The organism is Bdellovibrionota bacterium, from assembly GCA_040386775.1.
Classification (GTDB): Bacteria; Bdellovibrionota; Bdellovibrionia; order Bdellovibrionales; family JAEYZS01; genus JAEYZS01.
Genome location: JAZKEU010000003.1, coordinates 30,446 through 43,557, shown reverse-complemented (window position 1 = coordinate 43,557; position 13,112 = coordinate 30,446). Strand labels below are relative to the sequence as shown.

At 35.7% G+C, this 13,112-nt stretch carries 13 protein-coding genes and 1 pseudogene; 8 read left to right on the top strand and 6 right to left on the bottom strand.

Going from position 1 to position 13,112, the window contains the following annotated elements; all coding sequences use genetic code 11:
* Nucleotides 1-12 precede the first annotated feature (12 nt).
* The 3 genes from V4596_01155 to V4596_01145 are packed head-to-tail and all read left to right on the top strand — an operon-like array spanning nt 13 to nt 3,140.
* Entirely contained in the window at nt 13-1,134 is a 1,122-nt protein-coding gene (locus V4596_01155; protein MES2767725.1) for a DegT/DnrJ/EryC1/StrS family aminotransferase, read from the top strand.
* On the top strand, nt 1,131-2,081 hold the full coding sequence (locus V4596_01150) for an SDR family oxidoreductase (GenBank protein ID MES2767724.1): 951 nt from the start codon (nt 1,131-1,133) through the stop codon (nt 2,079-2,081). Before V4596_01155 ends, V4596_01150 begins: the two co-directional genes overlap by 4 nt.
* A 15-nt stretch (nt 2,082-2,096) precedes the next feature.
* Nucleotides 2,097-3,140, top strand: coding sequence for a glycosyltransferase family 10 (locus V4596_01145; protein MES2767723.1), 1,044 nt, complete (start codon nt 2,097-2,099; stop codon nt 3,138-3,140).
* On the opposite strand, the gene V4596_01140 is transcribed toward V4596_01145, so the two are convergent.
* Both V4596_01140 and V4596_01135 read right to left on the bottom strand, forming a co-directional pair.
* Entirely contained in the window at nt 3,108-4,178 is a 1,071-nt protein-coding gene (locus V4596_01140) for an acyltransferase (protein MES2767722.1), read from the bottom strand. The genes V4596_01145 and V4596_01140 overlap by 33 nt on opposite strands.
* Complete coding sequence (locus V4596_01135) at nt 4,178-5,104, bottom strand: glycosyltransferase (protein ID MES2767721.1); 927 nt, start codon at nt 5,102-5,104, stop codon at nt 4,178-4,180. The genes V4596_01140 and V4596_01135 overlap by 1 nt, the downstream gene beginning before the upstream one ends.
* A gap of 137 nt (nt 5,105-5,241) precedes the next feature.
* On the opposite strand from V4596_01135, the gene V4596_01130 reads away from it, so the two are divergent.
* Complete coding sequence (locus tag V4596_01130) at nt 5,242-6,171, top strand: glycosyltransferase (GenBank protein ID MES2767720.1); 930 nt, start codon at nt 5,242-5,244, stop codon at nt 6,169-6,171.
* Here V4596_01130 and V4596_01125 read toward each other — a convergent pair.
* On the bottom strand, nt 6,164-7,216 hold the full coding sequence (locus V4596_01125; GenBank protein MES2767719.1) for a glycosyltransferase family 1 protein: 1,053 nt from the start codon (nt 7,214-7,216) through the stop codon (nt 6,164-6,166). The genes V4596_01130 and V4596_01125 overlap by 8 nt on opposite strands.
* 39 nt (nt 7,217-7,255) lie before the next feature.
* Here V4596_01125 and V4596_01120 point away from each other — a divergent pair, with 39 nt between their 5' ends.
* Complete coding sequence (locus tag V4596_01120; GenBank protein ID MES2767718.1) at nt 7,256-8,008, top strand: class I SAM-dependent methyltransferase; 753 nt, start codon at nt 7,256-7,258, stop codon at nt 8,006-8,008.
* 33 nt (nt 8,009-8,041) lie between these two features.
* Here V4596_01120 and V4596_01115 read toward each other — a convergent pair whose 3' ends face one another.
* The 3 genes from V4596_01115 to V4596_01105 form a co-directional block, all read right to left on the bottom strand.
* Nucleotides 8,042-8,608: a hypothetical protein gene (locus V4596_01115; protein MES2767717.1), complete on the bottom strand. Its 567-nt coding sequence runs from the start codon at nt 8,606-8,608 to the stop codon at nt 8,042-8,044.
* A 119-nt stretch (nt 8,609-8,727) separates the two neighbouring features.
* Nucleotides 8,728-9,855, bottom strand: a complete 1,128-nt coding sequence (locus tag V4596_01110; GenBank protein ID MES2767716.1) for a glycosyltransferase family 9 protein — start codon at nt 9,853-9,855, stop codon at nt 8,728-8,730.
* Nucleotides 9,815-11,194 (bottom strand): mannose-1-phosphate guanylyltransferase/mannose-6-phosphate isomerase, encoded by a 1,380-nt coding sequence (locus V4596_01105; GenBank protein MES2767715.1) that lies wholly within the window; start codon nt 11,192-11,194, stop codon nt 9,815-9,817. The genes V4596_01110 and V4596_01105 overlap by 41 nt, the downstream gene beginning before the upstream one ends.
* A 261-nt stretch (nt 11,195-11,455) precedes the next feature.
* Between V4596_01105 and V4596_01100 the strand changes: the two genes are divergently transcribed.
* The 3 genes and pseudogenes from V4596_01100 to V4596_01090 all read left to right on the top strand — a co-directional run.
* Nucleotides 11,456-12,361: an ROK family protein gene (locus tag V4596_01100; protein MES2767714.1), complete on the top strand. Its 906-nt coding sequence runs from the start codon at nt 11,456-11,458 to the stop codon at nt 12,359-12,361.
* 106 nt (nt 12,362-12,467) lie between these two features.
* A pseudogene (locus V4596_01095) lies at nt 12,468-12,665 on the top strand (helix-turn-helix transcriptional regulator).
* A 202-nt stretch (nt 12,666-12,867) separates the two neighbouring features.
* The coding region (locus tag V4596_01090; protein ID MES2767713.1) for a hypothetical protein at nt 12,868-13,112 on the top strand (245 nt) is incomplete at its 3' end.

Sequence of the window (13,112 nt, the reverse complement as noted above, 5' to 3'; positions counted from 1 at the left end):
GAGGATATAGTTATGAAACAGATATTTGCTGCCGGCCCTTCCGTTACTGAAGTTGAAGTTTCTTATGTTATGGATGCATTGAAAAATGGCTGGTATGAAAATGCATATCACTATTGCGAAATTTTTCAAAAAGAGTTTGCAGCTTATCACAACCGTAAATACGGCATCATGACTCCAAACTGCACAACGGCGCTACACCTCTTGCTCACGGCACTTGGTGTTAGTGATAATGATGAAGTAATCGTACCTGACTGCACGTGGGTTGGAAGCACTGCTGGTATATCTTATCTTCGCGCTAAAACTATTTTTTCAGATATTGACCCGGTAACTTGGTGTATTGATGTTAACTCAATTCGTGAGCGCATCACACCTAAAACAAAGGCGATCATCGCAGTTGATCTATTTGGAAATATGCCTAATTTTGATGAATTACAAAGGCTTGCTGATGAAAAAGGACTCGTTCTGATTGAAGACGCAGCTGAGGCTTTAGGCTCAACTTATAAAGGTGTTAAAGCTGGAAAATTTGGTAAAGCGTCTGTGTTTAGCTTTCATCGCACTAAAACTATTTGTACTGGCGAAGGCGGCATGCTCCTGCTGGATGATGATAAATTATATGAAAGATGCATGTTCTTGCGTGATCACGGAAGAAAACCAAGCGGAAAACCTTACTACAATTATGAAATCACATATAAGTACATGCCTTTCAACATTCAAGCAGCACTCGGTTATGCTCAATTTAAACGAATTGATGAATTGCTAAAAATGAAGCGTCACCACTTAGAATCTTATAAGAATAAACTCAAAGACATTCCAGACATCACATTTAACCCGGAACCCGAAGGTGGCATAAACGGCGCATGGATTACTGGCCTAGTATTTGGAAAGAGTCATGACATCAGTAAAGAGATTGCACTAGAGAAACTCAATGCTATTAAAATACCAGCGCGACCATTTTTTTATCCTCTTTCGTCTCTTCCTGCTTACGATCAACAAAGTGCATATGAAACTAAAAACAAGATTGCATACGACATATCATCTCGCGGAATAAACCTGCCAGGTGCATTTAATTTGACTGATGATCAAATTGATTACGTGTGTGACGGTATAAAAAAATTGGTAGATAAAAAATTATGAAAATTATAGTTACAGGCGCTTTAGGACATATTGGCTCGCAACTTGTAAGAGAGATTCCAAATAGTATTTCAAATCCTGAAATTATCATGATTGATAACCTAGCTACACAACGCTACTCATCGCTTTTTAATCTGGAATCAAAAAAGGCCACTTACAAATTTGTAGAGTTAGATGTGGCTAAAGATGATATTTCTTCGTACATTGATAAAGCAGATGCTCTAATACATCTAGCAGCACTCACTGAACCCTCTAAAAGCGCTGAGAATCCTAGTTTGTACGAAGACCTTAACTTTTCAATGTCATCTAACGTAGCGAAATTTTGCGCTAAGGCTTCTGTACCAATGATTTTTCCTTCAACGTGCAGTGTGTACTCCACTAAAAAGAGTCAAATCGATGAAACTGCTGGTGGCGAAGATCTCAATGCTCAAAGCCCTTATTCGAGAATTAAACTTAAAGAAGAAGATTTTATTAAGCAATTAGGTAGAGAACAAAATTTAAAATATTCGATTTGTCGTCTTGGAACTATTTCGGGCACATCTGCTGGAATGAGATTCCATACAGCAGTAAACAGCTTCTGCTGGAACGCCGTTGTTAAAAAGCCTATTAATGTTTGGGAAACAGCTCTTCATCAAAAAAGACCCTACTTATCATTGAACGATTGTGTTCGAGCTTTCACCCATATTGTAGAGAAGAAATTATTTGAAAACCAAACTTATAACATTGTTAATGGAAATCACACTGTCGATGACATTGTACAAATGATCCAGCTAGAGATACCAGATCTTAAAATTGAATTTACAAAATCGAAGATTATGAATGAGCTATCTTACGAAGTGAACGGTGATAAATTTAAAAAAACAAACTTCGAATATAAATATCCTCTAAATTACAGCATAAAGGATACAATCAACATCTTTAGAGGACTTACCGGAAATCCTCTGAGCTAAGGTAGATTACACTTCATGAAAACTATTCTTTTTCACCCTCCATCGCCTTTGCATAGTGGTATGTTTGGAAGCGATGAGGAAATTAAAGATAAAGAGAATGAGCTGTATGCTCCTTGGTACTATTTGCGTGCCCGCCTCCATGAGAAAGGGTATGTAGCCACAACAACTTACAAAGCTAATTTTGATTTAAAAAGCGCACATAGAATTGTTTTTATGAACATGCCTGATGAATTGCGCTCACCATCTCACCGCTTCAGATTAAATCTTCAGCGCATTAAGGCCATGGTGAAAAATTCTACTATAATTCCAAAGTTGTATAAAAAAATACTACGTGATGGGTTTCAGGAAAAACTAGCCCTGATGATATGGGAACCTTCTGTAGTGGTACCTGAAAATGACCGAGAAGACTTGCATAAACTATTCCCAAGAGTTTTCACTTGGAATGATCGATTTTTGAAAAAAAATTCTATCTACAAACAAGTGCGTTGGCCGCAACCTTACAAAATTTCTCCTTTATCTCCTGGTAAATCTTTTAACGATAGAAAATTACTAGTTAATTTTTCAGGAAATAAAACTTCAAATCAACCTCGAGAACTTTACTCTGAAAGAAAGACTGTAATCGAGTATATGAGAGACAACCTCCCTGAAAGCTTTGACCACTATGGCCCAGGCTGGGAAGGCTATCCACAATGGAAAGGGGTCGTCGACTCCAAGTTTGATATATATCCTGATTACCGTTTTGGACTTTGTTATGAAAATCTATTGGGCGAGCCCGGCTATATCACAGAAAAAATATTTGATTGCCTAAGAGCTGGCTGTGTTCCTATATATTGGGGTGATCCAAATATAGAAAAGGTAATTCCTCCGCAAACATACGTGGATCGCAGAAAATATTCTTCTACTCCAGAACTCATTCAAGCGCTAATCAACATGAATGAATCCGAATGGAATAAATATATTGAAGCAGGTAAAGAGTATTTAAAAAGTGATGCCTTTAAAAAATTTCTGCCTGAAGAGTTTGCTCGGTTAGTTATTCAAGGTCTTGATCTTGAAAATTGATTTATATTTTTCTTGCTCAATAACCTTATAAGTTAGAAATGAGACAAAAATTGATCCCGCCGCTACAATTAAAAATTTAACTGTAGGATTAGGGATCAAGCTAGAAAAATTATTCCACATTCCCATAACTTGAATATGACATAAATAAATTCCGTAACTCAAAACACCTATGACTTGAATGGGCTTTGGAATGAATAAAGTTTTCAATATTATATTCGTATGGGACCCAAAAGATAATACTAGAAATGTAAAAATCGAAATAATAAAAAATTCGTATCTTTGAACTTTGATAGAATAGCTAGCCAGTAGAATATAGACAGCAAGTGCAAAGAAATTTAAATTAATAATATATTTCTTATCAATAAAAAATTTAGATAAGCTCTGTCGAATGTTGAAAGCCAATATTCCCAGAGAAAATGAGAAAAAATATGGTATCGGGCTCCAGTGGTAGAAGTTGCCTACATCCACTCCCGTGTCTTTTAATATGTGATTCAAAGTAGACTTCAAAGCCAATATTACTGGTAGACTGAATAACACTAAAACCACTGCTTTTTTGACAGTATTGCAAAGTAACATCAGCGGAGGAACAAATACATACCAGAACATTTCTATAGGCAAGGACCATTCCACGCCGATCCACCCGTTGCTTTGAATTTTATAATTAAAGAATCCTAAAAAACTATAACGTAGAAAAATGTCTAAAAAATCAAAACTTTCTAGCCCTGTGGATGCATAAATTCTAATTCCACAAATCGTTAACCAAAAAAAGTATAAAGGTGCAATTCTGTGATATCTCTTTGAAAAATAATTTTTATAAGATTTGGAATGAAAAAATGATTGAGCGACACAAAACCCTGAAATCACAAAAAATGTATAGACGCCCGTTCTTCCCAAGTCCGCGACATAGTTACCAATTGGTCCCAATCCTCTTAAGCCAGCGCCCCCAGTGTGAATCAACACTGTAATTAACGCTGCCCACGCCCTCATGCCAGTTATAAAATTAGTATCGCCATAATTTGGAATTTTAATAGAGTTCATTATGATTGCTTTGATAATAATTTAAGTTTTATATAATTTTTGAATAGAGTCTTTAAGTGGTACCTGGCAACCGAACAACTAAAATCAAAATTTTCTTTATTGGTCTTCTCCCAAAACTTTTTGTATTTCAAAAAAATACCCAAAGGATAAATGCGGCTTGTTAGCGGTACTTTTTGATAAATTTGTGTAAGAACAGAAGGACTCTCTTTTTCTTGTGTAATTAAGCCTGCATATATCGATCCCGCTGCAATCATATTCTTTGCGAAAGTATTTCCGATTTGCCTAGACATACTTGTTTTTACTTCTCTGTAATGGATCAATATTTCTGGAATATTAGCCAACTCATGCTTAAGAGCAAATCTTGTCCAGAATTCATAATCTTCTGGAGGCTGAACATTCAGATCTGTCGCATAAAGCCCAACATCCATCGCCACCTTTTTTTTAAATAAAACAGACGTGTGAACAAAAGGTGTATCGAACAGCAAAAATGTTTTTATTTTTTTGTCTTCTATCTCGTGCTTTAAATATCGATCTACCAACTTATCTTCCTCAATCACTTGAGCCCAAGTCCCTACTAGATCTACAGTTGGATTATTTAATAAAAACAACATTTGAGCTTTAAGCCTGCCAGGCAAAGAAATATCATCTTGATCCTGTCTTGCAATGTAATCATATTTTGCCAGAGATATACCAGTATTCAGAGTTGCAGCCAGGCCGTGATTCGCTTGCTTATGCGCCTTAATCTTTGGGTTTTTTGCGCAAGATTCAATGATCTCCCAAGAGTTATCTTTGGACCCATCATCAATTATAATGAGTTCAAAATTTTCATATTCCTGATTAAGGATCGAATCAATGGATTCTTTTAAGTACAAAGCTCCATTGTATACAGGTAATATAATTGAGATTGGCAAAGCAGATCCTATCATAAGGAGTTGATATTATTATCGGCACCATTAAAATGAAAGCTGTAACTGATCAATGGCACATGACTTTATGCGCAAATGCATCAAATATCATTCTTAATTGGATGATAAAATGGTTTATAAAAGCTTAAGGAATAAAAATGTTAAACACGAACACCACCCCACTAATATCCGTTGTGATTCCAGTTTATAATGGGGCGAAATACGTTGAGCAAACAATTCAGTCCGTGCTCGAACAATCTCACAAAGATTTTGAACTTCTTATCGTCAATGACGGCTCAACTGATTCTACACAAGCTATTTTAGAAAAGTATAAAACCAACCCTCAAGTGCAAATTTTTACAAAGACAAACGGAGGCCTTAGCTCGGCTAGAAATTTAGGCATACAGTCAGCTCGTGGGGAGTTCATTTCACTCCTAGATGCTGATGATCTTTGGGAGAGCACGAAGCTAGAAGCTCAGGTTAAAAAAATTAAAGAGCTAGATAACGATTTTGGGATTATCTACACGGATTGCAATTATGTAGATACGAAAGATCAGTTACTTCCAAATGAAAGCGAATACTACCACCTTGATACCGCAATCAAAGGCAATGTTTACGAAAAGCTTATCGTTAAAAATCAAATATGCGGTAGTGGAAGCGCTGTTTTAATTCCCAAAAAAGTATTCGATGCCGTGGGCCTTTTCGATGAAAATTTAAAGTCATGCGAAGATCAAGATATGTGGCTTCGTATCACAAAAAAATATCCTGTGGCGTATGTAAATCAGAGATTGGTAAAAATTAGAGTTCACCCACAAAGCATGCAGCGAAATCATGATAGAATGTTTTTATATAGCTTTGTCGTGTTGGCAAAACAACTGAGCGATCCACAGTATCGTTCATTGGCTATGCGAGAAATCGAAACCATGCTGAATGGTCAACTGACATTAAAGCGCTGGAATATTTTAAAAGAATATTCTGTCTCTGAAAAAAGCTTACAGCCCTTACTGAACAAAAAATCTACTGATATAGCAAAATACATTGCAATTTCATATTCGAACAGAATTAAAAGAAAGTTAAAAATTAATTAATTTTCAGAATAGATTTTTTTGATTTCTCAGCAGTCAAATACCAATCATATTTTTGAAATAATTTTTCTTTATTAAAATGATTTGGCATTGATAAAGAGTTTAGTATTTCTTGAGCACAAGAATCTATATCACCAGATTTGAAAAAATTAGCAAAGCCCCCCATAACTTCTCTATGGACAGGAATGTCTGAACAGAGAACCTTCGTACCAATTGCATAAGATTCCACAGGAACAAGACCAAACCCCTCATAGAGTGACGGACAGACTACGAGTTCAGCCTCAGATATCTTATTCACCAGAGCTACGTCCGAAAGTCTTCCTTCAATCACCACTCTCTTTTCATTAATGTCAAACTGAGTGAGATCTTCTTTAGATCGCATATTCTCGCTTGCCCCGATTATAACAAGGTTGTGAGGAATTTGATTTTTGATTTGATTAAATGCTTTTAACAGGAGACCTAGGTTTTTATTTTTTTTAATGTTTCCTATAAAAATTATTTCTTTTTTCTTTTTTGGACTTAGAGATTTTCTCCATTCAGAATTGACACCTAAATGTGTGACCACGGTTTTTTCTGACGTTATTGGATAACGCCTATTCAATAGATCCTTTGTGAATTGAGAAGGTGTAAATATAATTTTAGATTTTTTAGATAAATATTTAAAAAATAAATTTCTATATGCTCTTTTGAAAAAATTTTGAGGAAATATGTCTTCTTCAAAGAAGAGTAGATCATGTACAGTTACAATTAAGTTTTTGCAACCATACATCAAAGGTATATTTATATGCGGACTCCAGAAATAGTTATTCTTTGCTTTCTTGGGAAAAAACTTAATCAACTCATATTGTTCTTTGATGGAGTAAATATCAGTTTCTAAATAATGAAATTTTTTAACGTTACTCAAATCTAAATTGTTTTTTGACTTACAAATAACCGTAAGCTCAACATCCTTATCTCTATCCAGTTCTTTTAGAAGATTTTTTATGTACGTACCAATGCCTGAGTGTTCACTCATTCGTGCGTCAAATGTTATGTTGAGCTTATCCATTATTTGAAAGTCCTAAAAAATTATATTAGCTTGATCTACATGCTAAGGCAATTCTTCACAAAACTAAAAGAAAATACCGTAGAACTCAATTATGGCAGGGACATTATTGCCACTTGGGCTAGAGATTATTCTCGCGGGAAGACTTCGCTTAAGGTTTTGGACATTGGAATGGGCTCAGGGACAGATCTCACGCGCATCAGAAGTAAAATAAAGCAGTCCGCTGATATTGAAGTTCATCTTACCGGATTAGATAATTATGCTCCCAATGTTGCTATTGCCACCAAGCACGGCATAGAAGCTAAGTCTTGCGATATCGAGAGAGACAAGTTTCCTTATGCCGACCAATCCCTTGATATCGTTGTTGCCAATCAGGTTGTCGAGCATACGAAAGAAATTTTTTGGATTTACTCTGAAATTTCTAGAGTTTTAAAGCCTGACGGAATAATCATTACAGGCGTTCCTAATTTAGCATCCTTCCACAATAGAGTTGGCTTAGCATTCGGAATGCAGCCCACAAGCATCGAAGTGATGGGGCCTCACGTGAGAGGATTTACAGCCAAAAGCTTTATTAATTTCTTAGAAGCGGACGGATATTTTAAAAATATCTCTGTAAAAGGATCAAATTTTTACCCATTCCCAGCTTTCATTTCAAAATATCTATCTAGATTTTTCCCGAAAGCATCTGTAGCCATTTTCTTGTTAACTCAAAGAACAGATAAGCACGGTCTATATAAGGACGTGCTTCAGACTCGATTCTTTGAAACATCTTACTTCATTGGTAAAGATGCTTAACTACACGAATCTGAATCACGCTAAATAATTATATCAGTTTGGCCCCATACAGATGATTTTTGTATTGTTTTCATTTACACCTGAAAAAGCTGAGCCGACCGTGATTACATTTAATGTAGTGCTTGTAATTGATTTTACTGTGCAAACATTTGCAGTAACGTTGTCCGGTGAACACACACAAGCGGGCGCCGCCGAGTATCCACTAATAGTATATGTGCAGTTTCCAGCTCCAGAGCAACTACTATACGTAATCCAACTACCTGACTGACTAGTAACCCCACCTGTAGTTTGTGTATTATTTAAAAGAGCTCTTGTTACTTTTTCAGACGAGCCCGGACTACCTACTACACTGTTGCCGCCAGCCGCTGATAAACTAACAAAAGCACCTGTGGTACTATATCCTTTAAATTGCTCCGTGCTAGCATCAAAAATAATTAAGCCTGCTTCTTTATCTGATACATCAGATTCATCACTTACAACTGGTGCTATGAAATCAAACGAACCTAACTTAAATTGACTTGCATCCATTTGGTATTCGGCATTTGCAAATAAAGCAAAGCTACAGACGAACGCAACCGCGAAAAATCTTAATAAATTCATTAAATCCTCCCTTGGATAAAATTTTTGTTGAAGAAAAGGATAAAGGATTTTATTAAATAAATTCAATTTAATTTGAAATTATTTTTTGTTAATAAGAATTTTGATTTTTGAGATATGCGTTAAACGATTGCTTTTACAGCATCTATTACATCATCTGCACTAATAGATTCCATGCATTGTAATTCAGGTTTGTATTCAAATCCTAAATTTAAATATTGGCAGCCTTCGAGTTGTGAAATTACAGAGCATACATTTCTACCGACAGGCCCCCATCTTTTTACTGACGTTGGTCCGTGCAATCCAACCGTTGGTACATTCAATCCAGCTGCGATATGCATGATTCCAGTATTTACAGAGATTACGACTTTTGCATTTTTTAAAGCACCAATTGTTTCTGATACAGTGGTGCCCGCCATATTGTAAGCCTTTACTCCTGTGGCATTTAGAAAATTAGAATTCTTATCTAAATCTTCTTTCCCACCAGTGAGTAAAACAAAATAATTCTTACTCTGCACAAATGATATTATTTTTTTCCAATTTTCAAATGTCCATTCTTTAAGATCACTTCTTTCACCGCCCGGCCATAAATGACAAACTATGTATGGCTGTTGCAAATTGTGCATGAGGTTTTTTGGAACTTCGCCCTCAGGAATTACTGGGGCACTAGTTGTTTTTATCCCAATGCTTCTAATTATATTTCTATAATTCTCTAATTCATGAATTTCATTAGAGTGATCAACTGATTTATCGTACACAAAATGTCTATACTGATCTTGTGTTTTAAAGCCAACTTTGTAGTCAGCATCAATAAAGAAAGAACACACAGAATTAATTCTCGGCCAAGCTCCGAAATCTAGAAGTAAGTCATACTTTTCTGATTTTAATATTTCGAAGAGCTTCGGAAAGTTTTTAATTGGAAGCTGAATAACTTTACGACATTGCCCAATGAGTTTTGCAAAAGCAAAGTTCGAAGCACCAGAATAAAAATCTATTTCTACATCAGGGTAAAATAATTTTAAATCATTAATAATCGCCGTGACCAAAACTGTATCACCTATTGCTGCTGTTTTTAAAATGGCAATTTTTTTTACTTGAGCTGGGGCTGATTTGTTTCTGAATAAAGTAAATAAACCCAAAATGAAAACCAAAGGTATCCCAACGTAACGATCAAAAAACTTAAGCAATACCGATCCCCGTTCAGATTTCTTAGGCTCTGCCATAATCATCGCTATATCTATGAATGTCATCTTCGCCGAAGTACTCGCCAACTTGGATTTCTATAAATTCAACTAGCTCATCAGTTTTATTTGAAATTCTATGTTTTGCACCTTTGGGTATGAAAATGTGTTCTCCAGATTTCAGATTATAGATTTGATCATCTAGTGTAACTTCCGCGACACCTTTAATTAAAATCCAGTGCTCCGCTCTTTTTACGTGCGACTGATAGGAGAGTCTTTGTCCAGGATCAACTTTGATAATTTTAGATTTAAAATTATTTCCATCTCTTAAAACTTCAAACTCACCCCAGTTTCTTGTTTCTGAGAAAAAGTCTGTCATCATTTGAGGTTTATCTGACTTTAGTACTTTCAAAAGATCCGAAATTTTATCTGATTTGCCCTTAGGGAAAACCAGCATAGCATCTCTTGTGTCCACCAAAATTAAATCTTCGCAGTTTAAGAATGAATAGTTTTTAGTTTGATTCGTAATCACTGTGCAATTTTTAGATTCGATTTCGATTTTATCGTTGTGTTCAGGAATGTACTTCGTGATTTCGTCCCAAGAGCCTACATCACTCCAACCAATATCACATGGAACGCATTTTTGATTCTTAAGCTTCTCCATGATTCCAAAATCGATACTTTGTGATTCAAGAGTCGAATAAACTTCTTCTAAATTAGAAAAATCTTTTTTTAAAGTTGAAAGCGAACTCCAAAGTTTTGGCATGTATGTTTGAAATGCCGATACCATATCAGAAACTTTGAATACGAAAATACCTGCATTCCATAGGAACTTTCTAGATTGAATAAATTCTTCCGCAGTATTTTGATCTGGCTTTTCTCTGAATCTCACAACGTCAACAACTGCTTTATTTGTTTCGATTTGATCTATTTTACTATTTACTTCGATGTATCCGTATCCCGTAGATGGATTTGTAGGAACAATTCCTAAAGTAACAACACTTCCACTTTGCGCAGCATTTGCTGCTTCATTAATGCATTTTAAAAATAAATCTGTCTTTTCAATAAAATGATCGGATGGAAATACGCCAACTGTTTCTTGAGATTTTCCACTGAGCTCAAAAGATTTACATAAAAGGGCAATTGCAGGTGCCGTGTTTTTTCCAAACGGTTCATAAATAATATTCGAAGTTTTGATGCCTGTTTCTTTGAAAGATTTTTCCGTCAACGGCTGCAATGACTTTGTAGTGACACACCAAGGCTCACCTAATTTATTTAATCTCAAAATAGATTTTGTAAGAAGGCTCTCATCCCAAAACTTGCAAAATTGCTTTGGCATATTCGCACGCGACATTGGCCAAAGCCTTGTGCCACTACCGCCCGATAAAATGATTGGAATTAATGCCATTATTACCTCTGAAACTTTATCTAATTAGCCATAAAATTGAGGTTTTATCTATGCTTAAAATGCGTGCGTTGCGTTAGCTGAGGAAACGAAGAGCAGGGCTCTGCTCTATCTACGTTCAGAGCAGCTTTGAATATGTCGATTGTACTTACTGAGTTAACTCTTTTAAATCTGAATGACTGTGCATCATAGCAAAGCCACTTGGTATTAACTTATTGAAACTATATAGCCAGACAAAAATTTAACATATACATATTTAAATTAATGACGACGAAATCTACTTTACACACCGGCTATGACATAGGCGGAACAAAAACTGAGATTGTTTTACTTTCTCAAGATGAAAAAATTCTATTCCAACTACGCGAGCCGACAGAAAGAGATCGTGGATATGATCATATTCTCTCGGTGCTTAAAAAACTTTTCGATGCCTGCATTGATGATCAAAAAATCACTCCGAAAGATATCACTTCCATTGGGCTTGCTCTACCTGGAACCGTTTGTCCTGTTAGTCAAAAAATGCTTGTTGGAAATACCCGCGTTTTAGAGGGAAAAGATATTAAAAGTGATTTCCTTAAAATCCTAAATATTGATATTCCGATTCGGGCGGAAAATGATGCTAATTGTTTTGCGTTAGCCGAATGTCATTACGGTGTTGGTAGAAGTATCAAATCTCAAAATATGGTGGGAATCATTTTAGGGACTGGAGTTGGCAGCGGGATTATTCTGAATGGAAAAATCTACTCGGGAAAACGCGGAGCTGCAGGAGAGGCTGGACATACCTTTTTAAAAAAAGGCGAAAAGCTTTGTTACTGTGGTCAATTTGATTGCGCAGAACTTTACTTATCAGGGCCAGGATACCAAAATTTTTATTTTGAAAAAACCGGAGAAGAAGCCTCAACATCAATTATCTTTAAAAAGAAAGATTTTTTAGAAATTTATAAGCAAGATCTCGCGCTATTTTTAGCGAGACTCACAAATATTCTAGATCCCGATTATTTTGTGTTGGGCGGCGGAGTCAGCAAAGCGGATGAGCTCTATTCTGATTTAGAAAATCTGATGAAACCTCATCTTTTTCATAAAGAAGACCCTCCTCGAATCTTAAAACATAGGCTCTCCGATTCCGCAGGAAGTATAGGCGCAGCTCTATTATCAGAATTTTCTACTTAAAAAATCAATTGTCCGATAATCGGTCAACATATTGAAATCATTATATTTTAGTATGAAAAATTAGCTTCTAATTTAATTTAACGATAGAAACTCACTTGGAAATTTTTTAAGATCCTGGAGACTTTCTGAAGAATTGTCTCAAAAAGAATTTGCTCAAAAATTAAAAATATCAGCGGCCAATTTATGTGACATCGAAAAAGGAAGAAAAGGTGTAAGCCCCGAAAAAGCAGAAGATATCGCTAAGTGCCTTGGATATTCAAAAGCCGTTAAAGAGAGGATCTCTAGGGTCCGTACCGACACTTAATAACATTTTAGAAATCCATAAAAATGGAACAAAAACTATATGTCAGATACACGTAAGAAGAAAAAAACAATAAGCTCCGCAAAGCTACATAACAAGCCCTCAATCGCAAATTTCCAAAGTTATTATACAATAAGCAAATGATGCGAAGCGCTTTTTAATAAGCAGTTTTGTATCAGAGCTTATTTTGTATTAGGTTGTTCTTATGTTTAATCTACACCAAAGAATGTATTTCTTAGCTAAGTTATTTTTGTTCCACTTTATTTTTTTCGCAATCCTGCGCGTGATTTTCTATCTTTCTTTTAAAGGCACTGCGACGGCTTTCACGGAAGAGGATTTACTCAGAGCCTTCTACTTAGGCGCAAAATTTGATATTCGTCTTGCCTTTATTATGATCATTCCAGTTTGGTTCTTTGGATATTTTCCGTACATGAACCCCCTTCGCCAAGG

Bases quoted from the DNA above. Each gene is read 5' to 3' on its own strand.
- V4596_01155 (MES2767725.1), top strand. From the start codon at position 13: ATGAAACAGATATTTGCTGCCGGCCCTTCCGTTACTGAAGTTGAAGTT.
- V4596_01150 (MES2767724.1), top strand. From the start codon at position 1,131: ATGAAAATTATAGTTACAGGCGCTTTAGGACATATTGGCTCGCAACTT.
- V4596_01145 (MES2767723.1), top strand. From the start codon at position 2,097: ATGAAAACTATTCTTTTTCACCCTCCATCGCCTTTGCATAGTGGTATG.
- V4596_01140 (MES2767722.1), bottom strand. From the start codon at position 4,178: ATGAACTCTATTAAAATTCCAAATTATGGCGATACTAATTTTATAACT.
- V4596_01135 (MES2767721.1), bottom strand. From the start codon at position 5,104: ATGATAGGATCTGCTTTGCCAATCTCAATTATATTACCTGTATACAAT.
- V4596_01130 (MES2767720.1), top strand. From the start codon at position 5,242: ATGTTAAACACGAACACCACCCCACTAATATCCGTTGTGATTCCAGTT.
- V4596_01125 (MES2767719.1), bottom strand. From the start codon at position 7,216: ATGGATAAGCTCAACATAACATTTGACGCACGAATGAGTGAACACTCA.
- V4596_01120 (MES2767718.1), top strand. From the start codon at position 7,256: ATGCTAAGGCAATTCTTCACAAAACTAAAAGAAAATACCGTAGAACTC.
- V4596_01115 (MES2767717.1), bottom strand. From the start codon at position 8,608: ATGAATTTATTAAGATTTTTCGCGGTTGCGTTCGTCTGTAGCTTTGCT.
- V4596_01110 (MES2767716.1), bottom strand. From the start codon at position 9,855: ATGACATTCATAGATATAGCGATGATTATGGCAGAGCCTAAGAAATCT.
- V4596_01105 (MES2767715.1), bottom strand. From the start codon at position 11,194: ATGGCATTAATTCCAATCATTTTATCGGGCGGTAGTGGCACAAGGCTT.
- V4596_01100 (MES2767714.1), top strand. From the start codon at position 11,456: ATGACGACGAAATCTACTTTACACACCGGCTATGACATAGGCGGAACA.